At 51.0% G+C, this 22,535-nt stretch carries 20 protein-coding genes; 9 read left to right on the plus strand and 11 right to left on the minus strand.

What is annotated here, in order from left to right:
* Nucleotides 1-82 precede the first annotated feature (82 nt).
* Both IQ268_RS04480 and IQ268_RS04485 read right to left on the minus strand, forming a co-directional pair.
* Nucleotides 83-1,168 (minus strand): glycosyltransferase family 4 protein, encoded by a 1,086-nt coding sequence (locus tag IQ268_RS04480; RefSeq protein WP_193875981.1) that lies wholly within the window; start codon nucleotides 1,166-1,168, stop codon nucleotides 83-85.
* A gap of 512 nt (nucleotides 1,169-1,680) precedes the next feature.
* Nucleotides 1,681-2,004, minus strand: coding sequence for a hypothetical protein (locus tag IQ268_RS04485; protein ID WP_193875983.1), 324 nt, complete (start codon nucleotides 2,002-2,004; stop codon nucleotides 1,681-1,683).
* A 210-nt stretch (nucleotides 2,005-2,214) separates the two neighbouring features.
* On the opposite strand from IQ268_RS04485, the gene IQ268_RS04490 reads away from it, so the two are divergent.
* Nucleotides 2,215-2,736: a hypothetical protein gene (locus IQ268_RS04490; protein WP_193875985.1), complete on the plus strand. Its 522-nt coding sequence runs from the start codon at nucleotides 2,215-2,217 to the stop codon at nucleotides 2,734-2,736.
* Between the two features lie 30 nt (nucleotides 2,737-2,766).
* On the opposite strand, the gene IQ268_RS04495 is transcribed toward IQ268_RS04490, so the two are convergent.
* Nucleotides 2,767-3,402 (minus strand): methyltransferase domain-containing protein, encoded by a 636-nt coding sequence (locus tag IQ268_RS04495; RefSeq protein WP_193875987.1) that lies wholly within the window; start codon nucleotides 3,400-3,402, stop codon nucleotides 2,767-2,769.
* Nucleotides 3,403-3,416: 14 nt separating this feature from the next.
* The gene (locus IQ268_RS04500) at nucleotides 3,417-5,126 is read right to left on the minus strand and encodes a transglutaminase domain-containing protein (RefSeq protein WP_193875989.1); all 1,710 of its coding nucleotides are present in this window, start codon (nucleotides 5,124-5,126) and stop codon (nucleotides 3,417-3,419) included.
* Between the two features lie 64 nt (nucleotides 5,127-5,190).
* Here IQ268_RS04500 and bioF point away from each other — a divergent pair, with 64 nt between their 5' ends.
* Nucleotides 5,191-6,387, plus strand: a complete 1,197-nt coding sequence (gene bioF / locus IQ268_RS04505; protein WP_193875991.1) for an 8-amino-7-oxononanoate synthase — start codon at nucleotides 5,191-5,193, stop codon at nucleotides 6,385-6,387.
* Nucleotides 6,388-6,443: 56 nt separating this feature from the next.
* Here the strand turns inward: bioF and IQ268_RS04510 are convergent, their stop codons facing one another.
* Together IQ268_RS04510 and IQ268_RS04515 are read right to left on the minus strand one after the other, a co-directional pair.
* Entirely contained in the window at nucleotides 6,444-7,022 is a 579-nt protein-coding gene (locus IQ268_RS04510) for a general stress protein (protein ID WP_228035090.1), read from the minus strand.
* A 266-nt stretch (nucleotides 7,023-7,288) separates the two neighbouring features.
* Nucleotides 7,289-7,882: a hypothetical protein gene (locus IQ268_RS04515; RefSeq protein ID WP_193875993.1), complete on the minus strand. Its 594-nt coding sequence runs from the start codon at nucleotides 7,880-7,882 to the stop codon at nucleotides 7,289-7,291.
* Nucleotides 7,883-7,963: 81 nt separating this feature from the next.
* Here IQ268_RS04515 and IQ268_RS04520 point away from each other — a divergent pair, with 81 nt between their 5' ends.
* The 4 genes from IQ268_RS04520 (at nucleotide 7,964) to IQ268_RS04535 (ending at nucleotide 11,564) form a co-directional block, all read left to right on the plus strand.
* Nucleotides 7,964-8,320, plus strand: coding sequence for a hypothetical protein (locus IQ268_RS04520; protein ID WP_193875995.1), 357 nt, complete (start codon nucleotides 7,964-7,966; stop codon nucleotides 8,318-8,320).
* A gap of 123 nt (nucleotides 8,321-8,443) precedes the next feature.
* Complete coding sequence (locus IQ268_RS04525) at nucleotides 8,444-9,967, plus strand: AAA family ATPase (RefSeq protein WP_193875997.1); 1,524 nt, start codon at nucleotides 8,444-8,446, stop codon at nucleotides 9,965-9,967.
* A gap of 142 nt (nucleotides 9,968-10,109) precedes the next feature.
* Nucleotides 10,110-10,463 carry a DUF1257 domain-containing protein gene (locus IQ268_RS04530; protein ID WP_193875999.1) on the plus strand — a complete coding sequence of 118 codons (354 nt, stop codon included), beginning with the start codon at nucleotides 10,110-10,112 and terminating at the stop codon, nucleotides 10,461-10,463.
* A 201-nt stretch (nucleotides 10,464-10,664) separates the two neighbouring features.
* Nucleotides 10,665-11,564, plus strand: a complete 900-nt coding sequence (locus tag IQ268_RS04535; protein WP_193876001.1) for a 3'(2'),5'-bisphosphate nucleotidase CysQ — start codon at nucleotides 10,665-10,667, stop codon at nucleotides 11,562-11,564.
* 312 nt (nucleotides 11,565-11,876) lie between these two features.
* On the opposite strand, the gene IQ268_RS04540 is transcribed toward IQ268_RS04535, so the two are convergent.
* On the minus strand, nucleotides 11,877-12,746 hold the full coding sequence (locus IQ268_RS04540) for a pentapeptide repeat-containing protein (RefSeq protein ID WP_228035091.1): 870 nt from the start codon (nucleotides 12,744-12,746) through the stop codon (nucleotides 11,877-11,879).
* Between the two features lie 90 nt (nucleotides 12,747-12,836).
* Nucleotides 12,837-13,076 carry a hypothetical protein gene (locus tag IQ268_RS04545; protein WP_193876004.1) on the minus strand — a complete coding sequence of 80 codons (240 nt, stop codon included), beginning with the start codon at nucleotides 13,074-13,076 and terminating at the stop codon, nucleotides 12,837-12,839.
* Between the two features lie 56 nt (nucleotides 13,077-13,132).
* On the opposite strand from IQ268_RS04545, the gene ilvD reads away from it, so the two are divergent.
* A complete protein-coding gene (gene ilvD / locus IQ268_RS04550; RefSeq protein WP_193876006.1) occupies nucleotides 13,133-14,815 on the plus strand; it encodes a dihydroxy-acid dehydratase in 1,683 nt (560 codons plus the stop codon).
* A 180-nt stretch (nucleotides 14,816-14,995) separates the two neighbouring features.
* On the opposite strand, the gene IQ268_RS04555 is transcribed toward ilvD, so the two are convergent.
* The 3 genes from IQ268_RS04555 to mrdA form a co-directional block, all read right to left on the minus strand.
* A complete protein-coding gene (locus IQ268_RS04555) occupies nucleotides 14,996-15,529 on the minus strand; it encodes a pentapeptide repeat-containing protein (protein WP_193876008.1) in 534 nt (177 codons plus the stop codon).
* Between the two features lie 138 nt (nucleotides 15,530-15,667).
* A complete protein-coding gene (locus tag IQ268_RS04560) occupies nucleotides 15,668-17,389 on the minus strand; it encodes an NAD(P)/FAD-dependent oxidoreductase (RefSeq protein WP_193876010.1) in 1,722 nt (573 codons plus the stop codon).
* Nucleotides 17,390-17,587: 198 nt separating this feature from the next.
* Nucleotides 17,588-19,414, minus strand: a complete 1,827-nt coding sequence (gene mrdA / locus IQ268_RS04565; protein ID WP_193876012.1) for a penicillin-binding protein 2 — start codon at nucleotides 19,412-19,414, stop codon at nucleotides 17,588-17,590.
* Nucleotides 19,415-20,009: 595 nt separating this feature from the next.
* Between mrdA and IQ268_RS04570 the strand changes: the two genes are divergently transcribed.
* Complete coding sequence (locus IQ268_RS04570; RefSeq protein WP_193876014.1) at nucleotides 20,010-21,134, plus strand: ABC transporter ATP-binding protein; 1,125 nt, start codon at nucleotides 20,010-20,012, stop codon at nucleotides 21,132-21,134.
* A gap of 160 nt (nucleotides 21,135-21,294) precedes the next feature.
* On the plus strand, nucleotides 21,295-22,461 hold the full coding sequence (locus IQ268_RS04575) for a spermidine/putrescine ABC transporter substrate-binding protein (RefSeq protein WP_228035102.1): 1,167 nt from the start codon (nucleotides 21,295-21,297) through the stop codon (nucleotides 22,459-22,461).
* Nucleotides 22,462-22,535 lie beyond the last annotated feature (74 nt).

A 22,535-nucleotide genomic window follows, 5' to 3' on the forward strand; every position in this document is an offset into this window, starting at 1 on the left:
GGCTCCCGGTTGTGGTTGGAAGGGATGGCAGCCGAGAGCCATAAAAGAACAGAAAAAAAAGGTGGAACGCTACTCGCTCCACCTAGCCACGCTCGGCAAGCGTTTTAGCTACTCCAGACATATGACCATTCTGCATAAATCGCTCTGCTAGAAGCGCTTGATAGGCTGACTCGTAGCCATTTACCATTGTTTGAACGCTGAAATGCTGGGTAACATGCTCTCGACACGCCGCTCGATCGATCTGTTCGACCTGGCCTAATGCCGTAATGCACTCATCCACGCTGTGGCACAAAAACCCTGTTTGATTGTGAACAATGATCTCTGGAGCCGCCCCCATTTCGATCGCAATCACTGGGGTTCCTGCCGCCATCGATTCCACCATGACTAAGCCAAACGGTTCCCGCCAGGTAATAGGAAATAAAGTGGCAACTGCACGTCCCATCAGCTCATTTTTTTGCTGGTGGTTCGCTTCACCCAGATACTCGATTTGCTTGCCATCGATGTGAGGCAAGATTTCTTGCTCGTAGTAGTTGCGATCGACCACATCGATCTTACCGGCAATTTTTAAGTGCCATCCTGTTTGCTTGGCGATTTGAATAGCTAAATGCGTTCCTTTCTCTGGAGAAATCCGACCTAAAAAGGCTAAGTAAGGAGGTTCATCCGGTTCAGGAAAAAACGTGTAGCTGTCTACATCAATACCGTTGTAAACGGTTGCAACACAGTTCAAACCCAGCCTGGGTTCACGCTGGGAATGAGAAATACTGACAAACGGCAGGTGACGTGCGTGGGTAAACAGCTTTTCGTTGTCTGGGGTGAAAATCCCGTGAAGCGTGCTGATGGTTGGGGTTTTCACTAGCCTGGCGTAGGGCAACGCTGAACAACCCATGTGAGAGTGAATGATATCAAACTCGTCTGCCCGCTCGTAAACTTGAGCCAGTTGCAGCATTTCGTAGATACCATACTCCTTGACGGTAGAGTCCAGGCGCAGAGCGCGAGGATGCACTGATTCCAGCTTAGCCAGCGTGATTGAGTCTCCTGATGCGAATAGCGTTACGTCGTGGCCGCGTCGGACGAGTTCGTCGGATAGCAACCCTACTACCAGCTCAACGCCACCATAGGCGGGCGGCGGCACTCTCTCCCACAGTGGGGCAATTTGAGCAATCCGCATATAGACCTCCTACTAAATGAAGAAAATAGATGTCGGATGAATCGATCGCCTTCTCAGCGCAGCGATCGCTCAGGCGATTTAACTTGCTTGAAATATAAAATTCTTAAACAGAATGTAACGAACATAGTATTTTTATAACAACCGAAATTCTTCTACCTGGCGGAGTAGAAAAATCCGAACTTCGCTAACCGATAAAATTTGTTTCTATTAGCTGAAATCTTTGATAAAGCAGATCCGTGCTGACATTCGCTCAGTGAATCGTGTCGAAAGAGTTACACAGTATACAAAGTGGCATCTCAGCTATGACAAGGTTTTGCTGCTGAAGCACATCCAGTCAACGGTGGCATCCTCTGGGAAATAACTAATACTTATATACGAAATAGTCGAACCCAATAATTGAGTTCGACTACGGATACTAAGGTGTCAAATTGTTGTTAATGCTGACTTGGCCTGGCTTAAAACGGCCTCATTCCGGGCAATTAGTCTTCACCTAAAACACCCTTAATCAACTGTTAGTACTCCAGAAAAAGAGTCTCAAAGTTTTCAGGCACAGACGGCAGAAAAGACCCTGGCGTTTCTGCATTTGTAGGGCGGTTCGCTTCGGTCTGGCGGATGGTTTGTACGGTGTGTTCCAGGTTCGCTACCTGCTGATCCAACAAAGCCATGCGCTTGCAGATTTGATTGCGACGCTGGTCGAGTTGGTGCAATTCTTCCTGGAGCCGTTTTTGTTCAACGACCAGTTTGTAAATATCTAAAAAGGCAGATGCTTCGGTTTGCGGTCGGGGCATCGTGCTGATTTTGGGGCGGATCTCGCTTTTGTTTGAAATACGGCGCATAGGGATATGGCTCGCTAGATTGCTCCTATTGTTCCCAGTTTTAGTTCCTCTTATCTTTTCCTGTGAGGGAGGCGCGATCGCAACTTAACGCAACCCTCACACAAACCTGTCCTTTACCCCTTGGCAAACCCGCTTGGGCATTGGAGATAATAGGGGAGCTAGAAGGTCATCTTCCACATGTTTTGCAGCTTGAAAGATGGAGAAGACTTAATGAGCAATCAGATTTCATCACAGGCCGCTCAGTTGTGGCGCACGATTTCAGCCCAGGAAACAGGGCACACGTATCAGCAGACATTGGCCGTTACATGGACGATTCTCAAGGAAACGGTGGTGTTAGTCTGGCTGGTGATGTGCCTTGCTGTTGTTGCGGTGGATTGGTTCTGGAACGGTTCCATTGCTGCGGGTCAGCAAGCTCGAACATGGTTCAACCATTTTGAGCAGCCCGATACCCGGTTGATGGCATCTGAAGCAGGTCGAGCAGTACTTTCGGCAGGTAAATCCGGCGTGGCATTCACCCTGTCGCAGGCGCGAGAACAGCTTGGCTTGCCGGATAAGAAGGCAGCACCAATGCTGCCTGACCGCCAAGAACTCAATCACTTAAAGCCGGTCGCCACATCTGCTGTCTCGTCGCCAGCGGTGGTTCAAGGCTCGGCTCAAGAAACAGAACGACCCGCTCCAGCACCCGCTCAGGCTCCTGATCCTTCCGAGGTGAGCGACGGCAACTCTCAGTAGTTGGAGGACGCACGATCGACCTATATCGACCTATGGGGCTGACTTTTTCACTCGAAGGCGAATAAAGTATTCTTCATTTTGCTGATGCGAAGGAGAGTCAGGCACAAGGGATAGAGACCGGATATCGAAACCTGGTGAAAACTGTTGACGAAGCTCATCCAGGCTGGTGCCAAATGGTGGGCCACCCGGTCTGTCATGTGCCCAAAAGACGGCGATTAGCTCGCCCTGGGGACGCAGCAGGGTGTGTACTAGCTGGACATAGGCAGGACGTTGTGCAGGGGCGATCGCACAAAAGCAGGTGTGTTCCAGCACGTAATCGAAGCGATTGGCAAATTCTGGCTCTAGAGCAAAAATGTCGCGCTGCAAAAACTGAGCCGACAGACCTTGTGCCTGGGCGTTTGCTGTGGCAACAGCGATCGCCGACGCCGCAAAGTCAAAACCAGTGACCTCAAACCCATGAGCGGCAAACAACAACGCATCGTGCCCACGTCCGGCACCCAGAACCGCAATGGTTCCCGGTTTGGGCGCATCGGGCGATGTGAGCAAGTGGACGAAGGATGGAGCTGGCTGTCCTAAATCCCACCGGGTTGTTCCTTCCTGGTAGCGCTGTTCCCAAAACTCGGCGTTGAGGGTAGGGGGGTGTTCTGCTGGTTGATGCTCTGGCACCGTATCACTCTGGTTTAACGTCTTGAGGCTGTTGGCGGAGGCAATTCCTGGAGAATGGTAAATCTGACGTGGTTGATGGCTAAATCACCAATCGAAACATCTTCTGGCAAGTCCTCGGCTTTGATCGTTTCGAAGGAAATGCCCTTGCCAATTTCAGCATGATACCAGGGCAGCCCCATGAAGAATCGGGTGGGATAAGGCCCTCGTTCGATGACATCATCGACGTTTGACTCCATTGGTACCCAGCCATAGTCGGGAATATAAAATTCGATCCAGACATGGTTGAAGTCGGGCTGGAGCGGAAATCCCTGCTGTTCGGCATGGGGAGGACACTTGTATCGCCCTACTGTGCGGCAGGCGATGCCGTTCAACCGAGCCAGCGCCAGCAACACGCCAACATATTCGCCGCAGGAGCCAACCCCCCGCTCCAGGGCGACATCGGGAGTATCAATGTGGGGTTTAATGCCATAGGAGAGGCGATCGTACACATAATTCCGAATCTTCAGCATTTTGCGGAGAAGGTTGGTTTCGGTACCCTTGGCTTCCCGTGCGGCTTCCAGAATAACCGGAGTGTCCATTGCCAGATCGTCGTCATCGACCAGATACCGGGTTTGAAATTCTGGCGGCAAGTCTGGAATCGCTTCTAGCTGTTGTGGGGTGAACTGATACTTAATCCCTCGCACTTCGAGTAATGCTTTCCACCCAAAAATTCGGCCTTCGTGTGCCGCTAACGTGTCGAACCGGAAGCAGGCCACTCGCTGCCCATCTTTGATCTCTTCTGTAAACGGCACTCCAATCCAATCTACCTGGCGTACCTTTTGCCGTGGCGTTTCGGTGGGCAGTGCAACTCGCCATTCCAAATGAGTTAACGGTACTTCTTCTAAGGGTGAGATTTCTTCCACATACGACATTTCAATCAGGTAGCCGTTTGAGGTGGTGTAGCGATCGCCTTCATAATAGTGAAAATGCAGGGGGTGAATAAAGGTGCGATCGCGGAACGTCAATTGGTACGGATCTTCTATGTTGTTTGGATCGTCTCGAATGTAGGGTTCTTCCCCGGCGTAGGAGACGTAGAGGATATCTTCGCCGGTGGTTGGATCGGGTCGAAAGGCTAAACCGCTCGGAGAGCTAAACGGAGTGAGTATACTGAAGCGAATCTCTCCTGTAGCGCGATCGATGCAGTAGACGGTTTGTTCCAGGCGATCGCTCACCCACAGTTCTTCCTCCCGCACCGTCAAATTTTCTTCCCCCACGCCAGGTGCGTAGAACCGAGTGATTAAGCGCGCAGACTCACGTTCGTAAACAAAGATAGAGCCAGATTTTTGGCAGGTAACGTAAATCGTCGATCGCCACACAGCTACCCCATTCGCCGGATAGGGCAACGTCACAAACAGTTGCGGTATGAAATCGGTGGTGCTGCACCAGTAAACGTTGTGCTCCTTGACAAACCAAACCGTGTCTTCCCATATGGACAACCCCACTGCGTCGATAAAGTCTGCAACCCGGTAGGGGTTGAGAATTGTGGTGTTGTCGGTAGCCCAATCAATTTCTAGCAAGTAGCCCCGCACCGAATCGAGCGTTACCAGCGTGTCGTTAGCATAGGCAACACCCTGCAATGCATAAACCCCAATGGGACGAATGGTACGATGTTGGGGATTTGGGGAAGGCAGGACGAGATCGGACTCGCCTGGGTTGGAGGCAGAAACACTCGAATCTAGCAACATGAATCGAAAGCCGTGGGGGAAGTCACCCTCATGATAAACAAAACTCTTCGTCGCTACTGTATCAATGAGCCAATCATCTCAAAATCCCTATCTTTGGGTTGAGCGATCGCTGCAAACGATTCATCAGGCAAACTGGTATCGCTCCGTGCAAACGATACAAAGCGCCCCAGGCTCACACATCCGGCTAGACGGGCACGATCTTCTCAATTTTGCCAGCAATGACTACCTGGGATTAGCGGGTGACCATCGCCTGATTCAAGCGGCGGTCGAGGCTGCCCAAAGCTTTGGTACGGGCAGCACTGGCTCGCGGCTACTGTCGGGACATCGGCAGTTACACCATCAGCTAGAAACGGCAATCGCTACTCTGAAACAAACCGAAGATGCTCTAGTGTTTAGCTCCGGCTATTTAGCTAACCTGGGTGCGATCGCTGCTCTGGTGGATCGGCGTGACCTGGTTTTGACCGATGAATATAACCACTCCAGTTTGAGAAATGGGGCAATTCTGAGCAAGGCCACCGTTATGCCCTATTCCCACTGCAATCTAAACGACTTGCAGGTGAAACTGGCTCAGCACCGTTCCCAGCATCGCCGTAGCTTGATTGTGACCGACAGCGTTTTTAGCATGGATGGAGATTTGTGTCCCCTGCCTCAACTGTTGGATCTGGCCGAACAGTACGAGTGCATGGTTCTAGTGGACGAAGCCCACGCCACCGGGGTATTGGGGCAAACAGGCGCAGGCAGTGTTGAACACCTGGGTTGCACCGGGCGACCGCTGGTTCAGGTGGGCACCCTTAGCAAGGCGTTGGGTAGCCTGGGAGGGTATGTGGCTGGCAGTAAAGTGATAATTGACTGGTTGCGAAACCGTTCACCCACCTGGATCTACACCACCGGGTTATCGCCTGCCGATACAGCTGCTGCTTTAGCCGCGATCGCTGTCATTCGGCAAGAACCTGAGCGGCGGGCGAACCTGTGGCAAAACGTTGCCTACCTGCATCAACAGCTTGACCAGCACCCGATTTTTAATCAGGCTACCTCACCCTATCGACCGCTGCCCTCTGCTTCTCCTATTCTCTGCCTTCAAATGGCGCACCCCTCGGCGGTAATGGCCGCAAGTCAACAATTGAGAACGGCTGGAATTTGGGTAGCTGCCATTCGGCCTCCTACAGTTCCTACCAGCCGTCTCCGCATCACTGTTATGGCAACCCATCAGCAGAGCGATCTCGATCAGTTGCTAAAGTCATTAACTGCCATAGCCGCATAACTCTATAGCCGCATGACTCAGCGCATCGTTCTATTCAAACTGCAATTAAACTGCAATCAGTAGCGATCGACTGACCCTACACGCCGATCGCCCGGAGTTCCTGGAATGCCAAAAATATCCCAATCCCGAATACCGCGATCGCTCAAAACGGCCTGAGCTGAATTGATTTCGGCCTCCGTACCTTCGAGCATCACCAGATAACTACCTTGCTCAACCTGGGTGTTGTAGTACGCCGCTTGCTCTTCGGGCACACCCCAGCCCACCAGGGCACCGATGAGGCTACCGCCCGCCGCGCCGATACCGCTACCCAACAAGGTATTAGCCAGCACAATGCCCACTTCGGCAACTGGGCCAACGCCAGGGATAGCCAACACGCCCAAGCTCCCCACCAGCCCAAGCAGTCCGCCTGTTGCTGTTCCAGCCACGGCTCCGGCTCCGGCACCTCCTCGAATTTGTTCGCCTTTATCGAGGCTGGCACCCGCCATATGGTCACTACTTCCTGTATTTTTAGCAACTACAGAGACATTGTCCATGTTGAAACCGGCATCTCTCAAGCGATACAGGGCTTGTTCGGCATCTTGACGGTTGGCGAACAGCCCCACAGCACGCCTGTTTTGGCTTGAATTCATAACCATAGATTCCTCCTAACTGAGGATGACTTCAATACTGCATCTGGGTTGATGATCAATTCCTGCACTGACCGCTCTGAACCCCACTTTCTAGAATCATTTCAAACGATTCATACAAAACAATGCAGTAATGCCTCCATCCTGTTTAGCAGATGGGTTAGCTACATCGATCTGCAGAGGTAGGAGAATCTCTTTATGTAGGTAGAGGATGTAGGCAGAGGGCTGGTAGAGTGGGCAACCGAGGCAAGTAGAAGAACCATGTACCCATGAACTTAATTCTGTACCTGAAATTGACTGGCAATGTAGTTGAAGAGCGGATAGTACTCTGAAAATTGGTCACTTGGCGATTGTCCTTCCCAGTTATATTCCACTCCGTTTAGCGTCAGGGTTAGGCGCATCAGGCTCACCTCTTCCCCCACATCCACCTGAAGCAGAGCCGCTAATCCTTGGGCAGTGGTGAAGTTCACACCGGACGCGGGTGGACGTGCTGATGGAGAAGTTAACCCCTCGGTGTCGAGGGGCAGGCGAAGTTGACTGGCCCACCCTCGAATTTGCACATCAGGGTTGCGCGGATCCACAAATGCCTCCCCATCCCGGTTTGTTGGCATCAAGACAGGCTCCCAGTTTTCAGGACGTGGAAACTGAAAGTTGTAGCGCTCGTTTTGGTAAACGATCCAGCCAACGTTCTGCTGTGGCAAAAGGGGGCGATCGCAACCCGTTATCAGCGTCAGTCCAACCATTCCTATCAACAGCCACCCTGTTACCAGCCACACGGCTCTAAACCGCCATTTCATGCGCTTTTTCAAGGGTCGCACCATAAAACGCCGAATTCTGCCTGTAAAGAAGTGTAACAATATTGCCGTCATAGCGTCATGCTGTCTTGACAGCTACCCAACTTGGCAACTATTCTGACATCCATACCCGGGTATTAATCATGTAGTTGTTATATGCAAGACAAGCACAAGGTTACGCTGTATCTCCCCCCAGAACTGCACCGCCAGTTAAAGATTCGCTCAGCGGTAGATGCAGAACCAATGTCAGCCATTGCTGAACGCGCAATTGTTTTTTATCTGTCCCATCCGGATATGGTAGATGAGGTGGAAATGTCACAGCATGGTCAGGTCTATCAAGTCTATCGTTGTCCAGATTGTTCCAGTTCGGTTGTGCTACAAGATGGGGATATGATCTCCCTGCGAGACCAGCCCAGCATTCTCTCCGACGAGGAAATTCCGGTCGGCAGCAGGGTACCAGAGGAACGCCCCGGTTCCAGTCAGCAAGGAGAAGAGGAGTTAGTTCCCTGTTAAGTCAGGTCACCGTTTAACTCCCGTTGAGCTGGTGCTTATTGGTTACAAAAAATTGTTGGTTTGTAGCGTTAAGATTCAGCAAGATTCAGCGATGTCTGCACCGTTTTTAGTAGGTCGATGATCATGAAAGAAGAGCTAAGTGTATTAGTTCAAGCTCAATATCCTCTGATCTATCTCGTGACCTCCGAGGAGGAGCGGACTGAGCAGGCTATTGCAGCTCTGGCTCAGGTCAAACCCCAAAAACGAGTTTTCGTATGGACAGTAACCCACGGCATTGTTGAGTACGGTCAGCCTCGCAACATCACACAGCATAATACCGTTTCTCCAGAAGCGGCGGTTGAATGGGTCATTCGTCAACGGGAATCTGGCATCTTCGTTTTCAAGGATCTTCATCCGTTTATTGATTCTCCAGCCGTAACGCGATGGCTGCGAGATGCGATCGCTAGCTTTAAAGAGTCCAATAAGCGAGACTCTTTGAAAACGATTGTTTTAATGTCTCCGGTGCAGCAAATTCCAATTGAGCTTGAGAAAGAAATTGCTGTTTTAGACTATCCGTTGCCCGACATGACAGAGTTAAACGATGTCTTGTCTCAGCAGCTCGACTCGATGCGAGGTCGTCGCATTACAACCGAAACCCGTGAAAAGTTGTTGAAAGCCGCCTTGGGCTTGACGCGGGATGAAGCAGAAAAGGTGTATCGCAAGGCTCAGGTAACCGCTGGTCGCTTGACTGAGACAGAAGTCGATATTGTCCTCTCAGAAAAGAAGCAGCTTATTCGCCGTAACGGAATTTTAGAGTATCTTGAAGAAGATGGAACGCTAAACGATGTGGGCGGTTCCGAAGACTTAAAGCAATGGCTCTCACAGCGATCGGCAGCTTTTACCGAGCGAGCCAGAGAGTATGGGCTTCCCCAACCCAAGGGTTTGCTTCTTCTGGGGGTTCCAGGTTGCGGTAAGTCACTCATTGCCAAGGTGACCTCGCGCCTCTGGAGCTTGCCTCTGCTCCGGTTAGATTTAGGTCGCGTGTACGACGGTTCAACCGTTGGGCGATCGGAAGCAAACTTAAGAAACGCCCTAAAAACGGCTGAGTCGATTTCTCCGGCTATTCTCTTCATTGATGAGCTAGACAAAGCGTTTGCAGGCAGTGCAGGTTCCGCCGATTCCGATGCAGGCACCTCAAGCCGGATCTTTGGTACTTTTCTTACCTGGATGCAGGAAAAGCGATCGCCTGTATTTGTAATGGCTACCGCTAACCGGGTCGAACGGCTTCCTGGAGAGTTTCTACGAAAAGGGCGTTTCGACGAGATCTTCTTTGTTGATCTCCCCAACGAAGACGAGCGTAAGCAAATTTTCTCAATTCACCTCGCGAAGCGGCGGAAAGAAATTGACCGCTTTGACATCGATCAGCTATCCAAAATGTCAGATGGTTATTCTGGCGCAGAGATAGAACAGGCCGTCATTGCTGCAATGTATGACGCGTTTGCTCAAGATAGAGAGTTTACGCAGCTAGACATTATTGCAGCGATTAAGGCCACGTTCCCACTCTCCAGAACCATGACAGAGCAGGTCGCAGCCCTTAGGGATTGGGCTCGGCAGCGTGCGCGACCTGCATCGGACACCGGCGCTGAATATCAGCGACTGGAGTTCTAACAGGCTTTCTTTCCTGCTCCCAACAGGAAGAAAGGCTAGCTTCACGGCTAGCAGTATGACAAAAAGTCGCCTTGAGCGGCATTATCCAATAGATCACAACCGTTGTCGTTTCTCTCAACTTCTCTACAGGAGGAAATCCGAAATGTCTCACTTTAGCACTCTGCGTACCAAGATCACCGATGCTGAAATTCTAAAGTCTTCTCTTCGTGATCTCGGTATCAACGTTAAGTCCGAAGCTGATGTTCGCGGTTACAACGGCCAGCGTGTTCGCGCCGACCTGGTAGCTGTTCTCGAAGGTGAGTATGATCTCGGTTGGTCTCGCAATGCTGATGGTTCCTTTGACCTGATTGCTGACCTCTGGGGTGTTGCTAAGAAGCACAACCAAACCGAATTAATCAACTCCATTAACCAAAAGTACGCTGTTAACAAGACTCTGGCAGAAGTTAAGCGCCCTGGCCTACAGAACGCTAACGTTAAGCTGGTTCTTCAAAAGTAGTTTCCTTGAGCGTTCCCAAATTAATGGGCTAATCCGAACAAAACGGGTTAGCCCGTTTTTTAGTTTCAACTTTTGTTTGCAAGAATAGGGAGTGATATCCGTGTATTACCGTTGAGTTCAGAATGGAGCTAGAAGCAGTGGGTTCTACGTTCATTCTGTTTGTCCTTACTCGGTGTTCTGTTCCCTATGCTTTAAACCCTCATGACCCATTTATCGACTGATCAACTGCTCAAGATTCAGTGGCTCCTACATGATTGTGGTAATCAAGTTCATCAAATGACCAATGAGCAGTTGCAGGTGTTTGAGAAGGGGCGAGATGATTATGTCACAAATGTCGATCGCGCCTTGGATCGACGCCTCACCTCCACCTTTTCGACACTGTTTCCTCAAGATGGAGTCATCACTGAAGAAAACGTTCAGTCCAGACAAGAGTTTTTTTCCAACTATCAACGACTCTGGCTCATAGATCCTCTGGATGGAACCGATGCCTTTATTCAGGGCGGTTCGCACTATGCCATCATGGTAGGCTTGCTAGAAGCGAACCAACCTGTTGCCGGATGGATTTATGCTCCTGCCCTCAGCCAGGGGTATTATGGCAGCGCCGAACGGGGACTGTTTCAGTCGGTGGAACCTCCGTTTGGTTCAGTGAACCCACCGCGATCGTCGCAGCCTTTAGCCGTAAAAGAACCTGAACCGCCGTCTCTTCAGTTCTGCCCTATTTTAATTGGTTACAAGGATCGACAGCGCTATGGTGAGCTGATCGCCGATCTGATTCCAGGAGTGCAGTTTAGCAATATCGGTAGCTTTGGCTTGAAAGTGATGCAGGTGGTAACAGGTCGTGCGGGTCTGTATGTGTACCTGAACCGTCGAGTGAAGCTGTGGGATACCGTTGGGCCTGTGGCGTTGGCCAAAGCGGCAGGGCTAGTGTGTTGCGATTTAGACGGTGAACCGTTACGATTTACGCTTGATGTTCTTAACCCTGAAACATTGGCACACTCTCAGCCAATTGTGATCGGTTGGCCTCGTTATGTTGAGCTGTTGCGATCGCGCCTGCAATGGGCTGTTGCACTAAAAGACGGGATGCGATCGCAACTGAAATAAGTCACTGGCTAGTGGAAACAGGCCGCAGGTGCACGTTTAAAGTATGCAATTGGGTTGATGAGATCGGGGATAACCTTGATAGAGAATCAGTGGGCGCTCAAAAAATCACGCTTGGGTTTTAGACCTTATACAGTGAAGAGTTATGTTTGAAGTTGGTGCCTTGATTCTTTGGTTAACCTTGCTTACTCTGCTTCCTTCACCTCCGGAGCGTTAAGGACTCCAACAACTGCATAAGAACTGCCCTGCTAACGATCTGGCTGCCAACCTGAATCTTCGTCCTATCAATAACAGGTTTGGCGATCGAGGATAAACTCAGGCGTAGGTTACGCCGTTGGGCAAGATGGCTCCCGTCAGCTTGGCGTTGTGTAGGTTGGCCTGGTTGAGGCTGGCGTTGATCAAAACTGCTTCAGTGAGGTTGGCTTCACTCAAATTTGCCCAGCTAAACTTTGCTTTGTACAGGTTGGCTTTGTGCAAATTCACCCCTCGAAGTGATGTCCAGCAGAAGTTAGCGCTTCTGCCGCTAATGCGGCTAAGAACAGCATTCGTTAAGATAGCTCCAGTTAATTTGGCACGGCTGATGTCGGCCTCTCGTAAATCTGCTTCTTCCAGGTTGGTGCCGTGCAAAATCGCGTTCGTTAAATTGGCACTTTCTAGAATCGCTGCACTTAAGATTGCATTCGTTAAGTTGGCACTTTCCAGAATGGCTTTAGTTAGATCGGCCTCAATTAACTTGGCTCGAATCAAACTGGCCTCACCTAAATTGGCTTCAGACAAATTGGCTCGAATTAAACTGGCCTCACCTAGATTGGCTTCTAGCAAGATGGCGTGGCTCAGGTTGGCATGGGTGAGTTTGGCTCCCCTTAACCCGGCTTCACTTAAATCTGCTTTGCAAAGCTTTGCTTCACTTAAGTCTGCTCCAATCAGATTGGTTTCAATGAGAGTGGCCTGACTCAGATCGGCAGAGGCCAGTGTCGTTTCGCGCAAATTAGCAGAGCTTAAATCTATACCATGTAAGTTTGCTCCACGAAGATTAGCTCCCCGTAAATTGATTTGGCAAAGCGTTTTTCCAGCTAAATTGACACCTACCAAATTAGCTTCTCGAAAATCCCGCTCGCCTGCTGCGTATTTGCTGAGCAGTTCTTCAACTTGCATGGTGACGGCACTCTTGAATGGTTGATTCAATTCTGTCTGATTTAGGTTGCCCGAATCGGGTTGTGAATACCCATTGTTGGCTTTTATTACGTCTTACGGCTCGGTGACGGTGTGGTACCGTTAGCCAGCGTTGCAGGACAAAATGGAATGGCGATCGCCGCGTGCCCCTATCAACATGAAGTGAGGGCGTAGGCGCACAACGGCATAATCATTCATGCGGTTTGAGAAAATGATTGAGTAGCGTTTTGGAATTAGCGGTAGGTTGTTGGTAAAGGCAGAAAGGTGCAGTCGAGGTTGTCTGTAGAAGTAGCAAACCTTCTGCGTTAGCTCCCTCCATTTCCCAACCCCGGGCTTTGGCACTGCTCATCCTGCTCTCTTGCTGCAACAGCTCACTATATTGACTAGGGACGGTTTAGATGCCTGAAAATCTTAGAAGCCAGATTGTGACCCAGGGTGTACAGCGGACTCCCAACCGTGCCATGTTACGAGCCGTTGGGTTTGCTGACGGAGATTTTACTAAACCCATCGTGGGGATTGCTAATGGATTTAGCACCATTACCCCCTGTAATTTTGGTCTAAACGACCTGGCCAAACGAGCTGAAGGCGGTATTCGTGTTGCCGGGGCAATGCCACAACTGTTTGGCACGATTACAATCAGCGATGGAATTTCAATGGGTACAGAAGGGATGAAGTACTCGTTGGTGTCGCGTGAGGTGATCGCTGATTCGATTGAGACGGTCTGTAATGGTCAAAGCATGGATGGCGTGTTGGCGATCGGTGGCTGTGATAAGAATATGCCGGGAGCGATGCTGGCGATCGCTCGTATGAATATTCCAGCCGTGTTTGTCTACGGTGGCACGATCAAGCCCGGTCATCACAATGGACAAGATTTGACGGTAGTTAGCGCTTTTGAAGCGGTTGGGCAACACAGTGCGGGCAAAATCGATGCAGCGGAACTGTTAGAAGTCGAGCGCAAATCTTGTCCAGGAGCGGGTTCCTGTGGCGGCATGTATACAGCAAACACTATGTCGTCTGCATTTGAAGCGATGGGCATGAGCCTGATGTATTCGTCCACAATGGCCGCAGAAGACGCAGAAAAGGCAGACAGCGCTGAAACATCGGCGCAGGTGTTGGTTGCTGCCATTCGTAGACAAATTTTGCCCCGGCAAATTTTGACGCGCAAGGCTTTTGAAAATGCCATTTCGGTGATTATGGCGGTCGGTGGGTCTACCAATGCGGTACTGCATCTGTTGGCGATCGCCCATGCTGTTGGGGTTGATCTGACACTTGATGATTTTGAAATCATTCGCGATCGGGTGCCTGTCTTGTGTGACCTGAAACCATCAGGACGATACGTCGCTACGGATTTGCACCGAGCTGGTGGCATTCCGCAAGTGATGAAAATGCTGCTATCTCGTGGTTTGCTGCATGGAGATGCGTTGACCATAACCGGGCAAACCATTGCCGAACTGCTAGAAGGTGTTTCAGAGTTCCCTCGCGCCGATCAAGACGTGATTCGCCCCTGGGACAATCCACTCTATCCCCAGGGACATCTCGGCGTTTTGCGAGGCAACCTGGCGACCGAAGGCTCTGTGGCAAAGCTCACCGGAATCAAGCATCGCAAAATTACTGGGCCAGCGCGAGTCTTTGAATCTGAAGAAGCTTGCCTTGCGGCTATCCTGGCCAAAAAAATTCAAGCAGGCGATGTGATTGTTATCCGCTATGAGGGGCCTAAAGGTGGGCCGGGAATGCGCGAAATGCTGGCTCCCACTTCAGCCATTATTGGGGCGGGTTTGGGTGATTCCGTTGGGTTAATTACGGATGGACGATTTTCTGGTGGCACCTATGGCATGGTAGTGGGTCATGTTGCTCCGGAGGCGGCAGTGGGGGGGAATATTGCTCTTGTTCAAGAAGGAGACAGCATTACTATTGATGCCGACCAGCGGTTGCTGCAACTGTTGGTCGCGGATGAAGAACTGGCTCAGCGTCGTGCTCAATGGCACCCCCCTAAACCTCGATACACCAAAGGGGTGTTAGCAAAATATGCCAAATTGGTTTCATCCAGCAGTGTTGGTGCTGTCACTGATTTGAACCTGTAGGCTTCCGCTTTTGGCCGCTATTCGTCTGTCTTTATCACTGGGGCGATCGGGGGGCGATCGAGTCGATTGGAATGGCGCGATCGTTCCCTTTCACCTCAGGCATAGCGATGGATGCTCTGTTTGAACGCTACAAGGTGTAACCATTGTGCTGAATAACCTTGACCAAGGTATTGGCGATCGCTAATCGCTGCCGTGGTGCCCACTGGGAAAAATTGTAGTGATATCTGTCTCCGCATGATCGAGGTCGGCCAGGAGCGCACGGAACAACGTGCAGCCAAATAACTTGGTTTTAATAAGCTGTGCTTGCGCTAATTGAGCGTTGCTTAAGTTGGCATGGCTCAAATCGGCAAAGTTAAGGTTAGCATAACGAAAATCGGCACTGCGACAGTTGGCATAGGTCAAATGAGTGCCAACCAACTTGCAGTAGTATAAATCCGAGCGAGACAGACTAGCGTGCTGTAAATCGGCATTTGACAGGTTGGCAAACTGAAGATTGGCATTATTCAAGTCAGCCTCCTGAAGCTGAGCATCTTGCAGATTAGCTTCGCTCAAATTGGCATAGGGCAAGTAGGCCTGGTTGAGGTTGCTGCCTTGAAGATTGATTCCTTTGAGATTGCACTCAAACAAATCTGCTTGGCTCAAATCCACGTTGCTGAAGTCACGCCGACCCTGCGCGTATTCAGCCAATAACGTTTCAACACTGATCCTGTGCATATCTAGCGCGTTTCGTGCCGCTGAACGTTGCTATTCCCTGCTAAGAGTGCAAAATTCAGTGAGCATTTATACTTAAACTTCTAATAAGTTTACAAACAGGTGATGCATAGGCTTTGCAGTTTAACCTTCTCTTAGGAATTAGAACGGAGCAACGTTAGACTCAAGTGTGCTGGATGCAACGGTAGTGGGATACCTGGCCGCACCACCCGCCACCCCACGATCAGGATGTAGAGTGTCGGCTTCTAATCCTATATCCTTCAAGATGCTGAGAACTGCCGCCTCCGCCGTTTCACACGCGCCGTTGATATACCCCTGTGATGCAGTGGAACAGTGTTCTCCGGCAAACCAGAGATTTCCCACTCTTTCTGCCTCTGCCCCAGCGAGTTGTGTCCATTGGCCTGGGCGATAGCACGAGTAAGACCCTTTGGCGTGGGGATTGGCTGCCCAAAATGCCCGGAGCGATCGCCCCCGTTGCACCTGACCAATACCGGGTAGAAGCGGTTCCAGGCTGAGCGCCAGAGCCTGGGCATGGCGTTCCGGATCACCCACTCCCAAGGCTAACCCTTCAGTTCCACCTCGCAAGTTGGTTAACCAGCCGCCGTGCCCAGTTTGGTAACGAGCGCTCTCCCAGGTATTTTGAAAATCCCGATCGGTATAAATACTGGCGGTAGAGCCATAGCGCGATCGCCAAATTCGCTCCTGGTAAGGCATCACCAGTTTTGTGCTGTTGCCATAGCCCAAGGTATTAATGACCGTGCGCTTAATCGGCGGTAAGTCTACTGCAAACTCGACCTGCCGCAACACACCAAACGGCACGGTCAACAGAATGCGGTCATAACTGCGTTCAATACTGGTGGAGTCTGCTTGCAAACTGACGCGATAGTTGCCGCCCGGGGAAAAGCGAATCGACTCTAAGACGGTGCTGGTTTCGATCGCGCCCTCCAGGTGCGCGGCTAATCGGCGGGGAATTTGCTCATTTCCCCCAACTACGTGGTAGCGCTCATCGCTAATCCCATAGGTACTCCACTCGCCCGTTTCGGTACCAATTAAGAACAGCAAATTCAAGCAGGATTGCTCTTCCGCATCCAGGCCATACTCGGTGACATAGGCCACTCGCACCAGCGATTCAATGATTGGATCAACCGGAGTTTGGGCTAAATACTCCGCTAAGGAAAGGCGATCGAGGGCGATCGCATGGGGATTGTGATTGTGATAACTCAGGGACTGCTCACCGTCACGTAGCTGCTGCAAATCTGCCGCAATGCGCTTAGCTAATGGGGCAAAGGCTGCAATGACCTGCGTATGGCTGATGGTGTTGCCTTGAAAATAGAGAGTCTCTGGGATTAACCCTGCATCTGCCACTTTAAGGTCGGCGACGCTTAGCCCTAATTCTGCGGCTAACGATAGAACCGCCGTATGCCGAGTATCAATAAACTCGCCGCCAAGTTCTACGGTTCCAGGGGCATTGGGCACGTCAGTCAGGCTCAGCACTCGCCCCCCGATCCGCTGGCTGGCTTCAACCAGATCGACAGGGACACCTGCTTGTCGTAAACGATAGGCGGCTGTTAACCCTGCAACTCCAGCCCCAACTACCAGAACGGTAGAGTCGGTAGCCTGTCGTATGTTGCTTTGGGAGAAGGGCGTTTGGGCTAGACGATGGTGGGTAACGCTCGGGCGATCGCCCATTTCCCTCCTCAGTCCCAACCCACCCATCAGGGCAAACCCGCTCAATAACTGCCGACGTGAAACAGGTTCGCTCAGCAAACCGTAGACCTCGGCTGAGGGAATATCGGTTTTTACAGCAAGGGTAGAAATGGCACACGCTCGACGCAACAGGTCGAATAACACCGTTCTCGACATACATGAAAGAGTGAAGTTGAAAGGGAACGTATCCCCAGAGAGATTCCCAATGGTGAAAGATGCAACCGATTGAGACGACGCAATAGGGGCTTTATCCTAGCCCAACCATCGCCACCTGCTGCAAAATCTTCCACATCCCTACAGGTGCGATAAGACTGCTCGGCCATTTATCCTCTAACTGCCATTTATTCAGTTCATTCAGTCTGTAACGACCGATTCCTGAACCGCCTGCTGGGTCGGTTGAGTGCCATTGAAGTATGCGTCTAGCACCTGACGCACCATCGGTGCCGCAACTGACCCCCCACCCCCACCTGAGTTTTCGCCAAAGGCAACCACTACAATTTCAGGCGTATCGGCTGGAGCATAAGCTCCAAACCAGGTATGCGACTCACGAGGCGGGTCTTCTGCCGTACCGCTCTTGCCCGCAATAGGCGGCAGATTTGGCACGTTTAGAGCCGTTCCGGTTCCAGTTGTAATTACCTGCCGTAACCCCTGCTGTAATATGCGAAGGGTGGAGGGGCTGATGCCAATTGATTGCCGCCAACTTTCTGCTGGCTCATTATCTCGCAACAGATGAGGCTTAACGCGATCGCCACCGTTGGCGGCTACGGCAAACATGATGGCGACTTGTAGCGGTGAGCTTTGTAAATAACCCTGACCAATGGACATATTAATGGTGTCGCCCTGGTACCACGGTTCACTGAGTTCCTTCAGCTTCCAGGCTTCGTCTGGAACAAGACCACTCGCTTCTTCTGTCGATAGCTCGATGCCAGTTTTTTGGCCAAAACCGTATTTGCGGGTCCACTGAATGAGCGGACTTTCTCCCATTCGCATGGCCGTTTGGTAGAAAAATGTGTCGCTGCTCCACGCCATGGCTCCGGTAAAGCTGAGAGGTCCAAATCCAGCACGGTTCCAGTCCCAAAACTGAATTCCCCCTGCCGTAACGTAGGGATAGGTTGGTAACACAGTGCTGGGCGAAAAACGGCCAGATTCGATCGCGGCTGTTGTAGTGACAATTTTGAAGGTACTGGCGGGCGGATATCCTTGCAGCGCTCGGTTGACAAATGGAAACTCTAGCCCCTGAAGTTGTTGCCATTGGGCATCGGTGATGTAAGTTGAAAACAAATTGGGATCAAAGGCAGGACGGCTTACCATTGCTAACACCGCTCCATTGCGCGGGTCGATCGCCACAATGGCTCCTTTACGACTGCCTAGCGCCTGCTCTGCCGCCCGTTGCACATCTAAGTCAATTGTGAGCTGCACATCGTTTCCGGCTCGGGCGGTCTTCTCGCCCAGAATGCGTAAGACTCTTCCCGCTCCATCCACTTCAACCTGCTGCCCACCCCATTCGCCCCGGAGCTGGCGTTCAAACGATGCTTCTACACCCATTTGCCCAACGACATCACCCAGCCGATACCCCTGGTCTTTGCGTCGTTCTAAATCTTCATCACTCATTTCGCCGGTGTAACCCAGGACATGTGCCCCTAAATCGCCGTAGGGATAATTTCGCACGGCTTCCGCTTCGACCTGGACTCCTTTGAGTTCATGGCTAAATTCAGCCAGGGCGGTCACCTGTGCTGGGCTAATTCCCCGGGCAATGCGAACCAGAAGTGGAGAGGTATAGCCAGCTTGCTCTAACCGACTGGAAATTTCCTCAGCCGGAATGTTAAGAAGCTCTGAAAGCTGCGGTAGCAGTTGCGCCCATTCGTGTGGTTGATTGGCGATCGGCCACAGAAATACCGCATACGACAGACGGCTACCGGCCAAAATTCTGCCCTTGCGATCGAGAATTTTGCCACGTTCTGGCTGCCTCGGAATCAGCCGGATGCGGTTGTTATCTGCAAGCTGGCGGTTGCGATCGCCCTCAACGAGCTGTAGATATGCCAATCGACTGCCGATGCCACCCAACAAGGCGATCGTGATCATCAGCATCACCACTAGCGACTGATACCGCCGTCCTACCGTACGAGCATTACCACGAGCGTTATGCGATTGAGCGATCGGGGAATGTTGAGTTAAAGCCATAGCTAAATCAGTCAACCCTCAACGGCTTGAACTGAAAAAATACCTCCTTAGTTTACCGTTACCATTGCCCGTTCAACAGCCAATCCCATCGTTGGCATCATGGATTGGGGATCGCTCAGCAGTATCCGTTCATTATGCGTACGTTTATGCTTTAAAGCCAAGCTATACATAAAGCCATCTATGCGCTCAAGCCGCATAGCATCATAATAGTGTTCAGCGGCTAGCTCATTGGCGAATCGGGCTGGCCAACTCTAACCTCTCGACGGACGATCACTCTAAAGCAATTTGGTAATCTTAATCTCATTCAATTCGTCAAAAATTGAGTCGTGGCATCATGCTATAACCACAATCCTGCCACTGGTGAGTGGTTCAGGGTGCCTGGGGAGTGTAAGGACCGTTCAAGGACAACGAACGCCTCTTGTCCTGCGATCGCCAAAGTGTCACTATTTCGAGTCTATTTGAAGTCTGTGAACTGTTTGAATCGTTCGATGTTTCTGACCAAAATTAATGTGTATCGTACTTAACGATTGATTTTTAGTAACTGCCCAAAGATAAGCTAAGTCGAGCCTTTGTTGGAACTCTAAAGAACTGCGCTATGTCTCAGACTGTCATCCAAGATCCATCCGCTGCTATAGACATCAAAGTTGATGTAGAACTCAGAAACGTGTTTAAGGTATTCAATGGAGACACGGCAGTCCGAGGGATTGACATCAGCATTTGCCAGGGTGAATTTTTTAGCATTCTGGGGCCTTCTGGTTGCGGCAAGACGACAACCTTGCGGCTGATTGCTGGATTTGAGGAACCCACCGGCGGAGAGATTCTAATTCGAGGAAAGTCGGTTGCCCATGTTCCTCCCTACTTACGCCCGGTTAATACGGTCTTCCAAAGCTACGCGCTGTTTAATCACATGACCGTTTTAGACAACATTGCGTTTGGGTTGCGGATCAAACGATTGGGAAAAGCCGAGATTCAGCAGCGAGTTTCAGAGGCGTTGCGGTTAGTCAAAATGGAATCATTTGCCCGTCGCTTTCCTTCGCAGTTGTCGGGGGGGCAACAGCAACGGGTTGCCCTTGCTCGGGCATTGGTTAATCGGCCTGCCGTCGTTCTGCTGGATGAACCGCTAGGGGCACTCGATTTGAAGCTGCGTAAGGAAATGCAGGTCGAGCTTTCCAACCTGCATCAAACCCTGGGCGTGACATTTATTATGGTGACTCACGACCAGGAAGAAGCCTTGAGCTTGTCCGACCGAATTGCAGTTATGCATGAGGGGCGAATCGAGCAAATTGGTACACCAAGCGACATCTACGAAAATCCCCAAACTCCTTTTGTGGCCGATTTCATCGGAGACACCAACCTGTTTCAGGGCTATGTTGAAGCGTCTGACCCAGCCGCGTTACAGATTACAACGGATAAGGGGTTGAAGATGGTGGTTCAACCGCAAGAAACATGGAACGGTGCGACCTCTCAACCTGTTGTTGTCAGTGTTCGCCCCGAAAAAATTCAGGTCAGTCTCAACGAGTTGGACAATCAGCCGAACTGCTACTCCGGACGCTTGAAGCATGTTATGTACCTTGGAACTCACGTTCACTATCTGGTCGAGCTGTCGTCGGGTGATTGCCTGACTGTGCTTCAGCCGAATCGCGCCGAAAGTCTGCCCGCACTACACACGCCCATCCATGTGTACTGGTCTGCAACTGATTGTCTGGCACTGACGGCTTAACACCGATCGTGTAAACTGCGGTTGGAATCTGGAATATGAAATCTTAATAGCGGCTGACGCTAACTTCTTGAACCGTTTTACTTCATAGTATTTAGAAGTGTTTTATCGCGCTGTCAGCAGGTTGACCGCTGACCCTGTCCAGCAACATTAGGAGAGAATGATGCCTCCGACAAACTTCCGCAACTCCCGGTTTCTAAAGCGATCGCCTCAATTTTCGATGACAACCAGACGGCGATTTCTGCAAGCGTCAGCGGCGGCGACCACTGGAGTCATTCTCGCAAACTGCCAGCGGAACCTGAGCGATGTTGGTTCTTCTGATGGGGGTAATACGGCTTCGCCTACCAGTGGCAGCACAGACACTCTGCACGTCTATACATGGGCAGACTACACCGATCAGGAATTGGCCGATAGCTTCACTCAAAAAACCGGTATTCGGGTGGTTTCTGACACGTATGACTCCAACGAAACCATGCTGGCAAAACTGCAAGCAGGTGGTGGCAACATCTATAGCGTCATCTACCCGTCCGATTACATGGTGCAGAAGATGATCGGCATGGGAATGCTAACCGAGTTAGACAAGTCGCAAATTGAAGGGGTCGATAATTTACGCGATAAGTGGTCTAACCCAGGGTATGACCCTGGTAATGCCCACAGTATTCCAACGACCTGGGGCACCACAGGTTTAATCTACAATTCCACTGTTCTCAATCCTAATCCCGAAGACTGGGCTTATCTCTGGGATGAGCAGCGCCAAATTTCTCGAAAAATGACGCTGCTGGATGATGTGCGCGAAGTGATGGGTGCGTCGCTGCGATCGCTGGGTTATTCCTACAACTCAGTCGATCCAGCCGAAATTGAAGCTGCACATCAGCGGCTGGTTGAGTTAAAGCCAGCGATCGCCTCCTTCAAATCGTTTGGTTGGGAAGACCAGCTAATGACAGGGGATACGGTGCTATCGATGGTTTATTCCGTTGATGCGATCTCGGCTACATTGGAAAATCCTGACCTGAATTACATCATTCCCGCCAGCGGCTCGTCAGTTTGGACAGACACGATGGCAATTCCCACAACGGCTCCCAACCCAGAAGCTGCCTATGCCTGGATCAACTTCTTGCTGGAACCGGAAAATGCGGCTAGAGCGGTAGAGCGACTCAAATTTGCCACTCCCAATCAGCCAGCATTTGAGCTGTTGTCTAATGAACTCAAGGAAAACACCGATCTATTTCCTCCCGACGACGTTTTGAAAAACTGTGAGGGAATTGCGCCTATTTCCCAGGAAATTAGCGAACTGTACGATCGCTACTGGACTGAATTGCGTAGCGCTTAAGTGTGCCTGTCCATCTTCCTCTGGTTCGCAGGGCTTTAGTGTAATTGAATGGGTAACCGTATGCCTGCCTCAAC

This window comes from Oculatella sp. LEGE 06141, from assembly GCF_015207605.1.
GTDB lineage: Bacteria > Cyanobacteriota > Cyanobacteriia > Elainellales > Elainellaceae > Oculatella.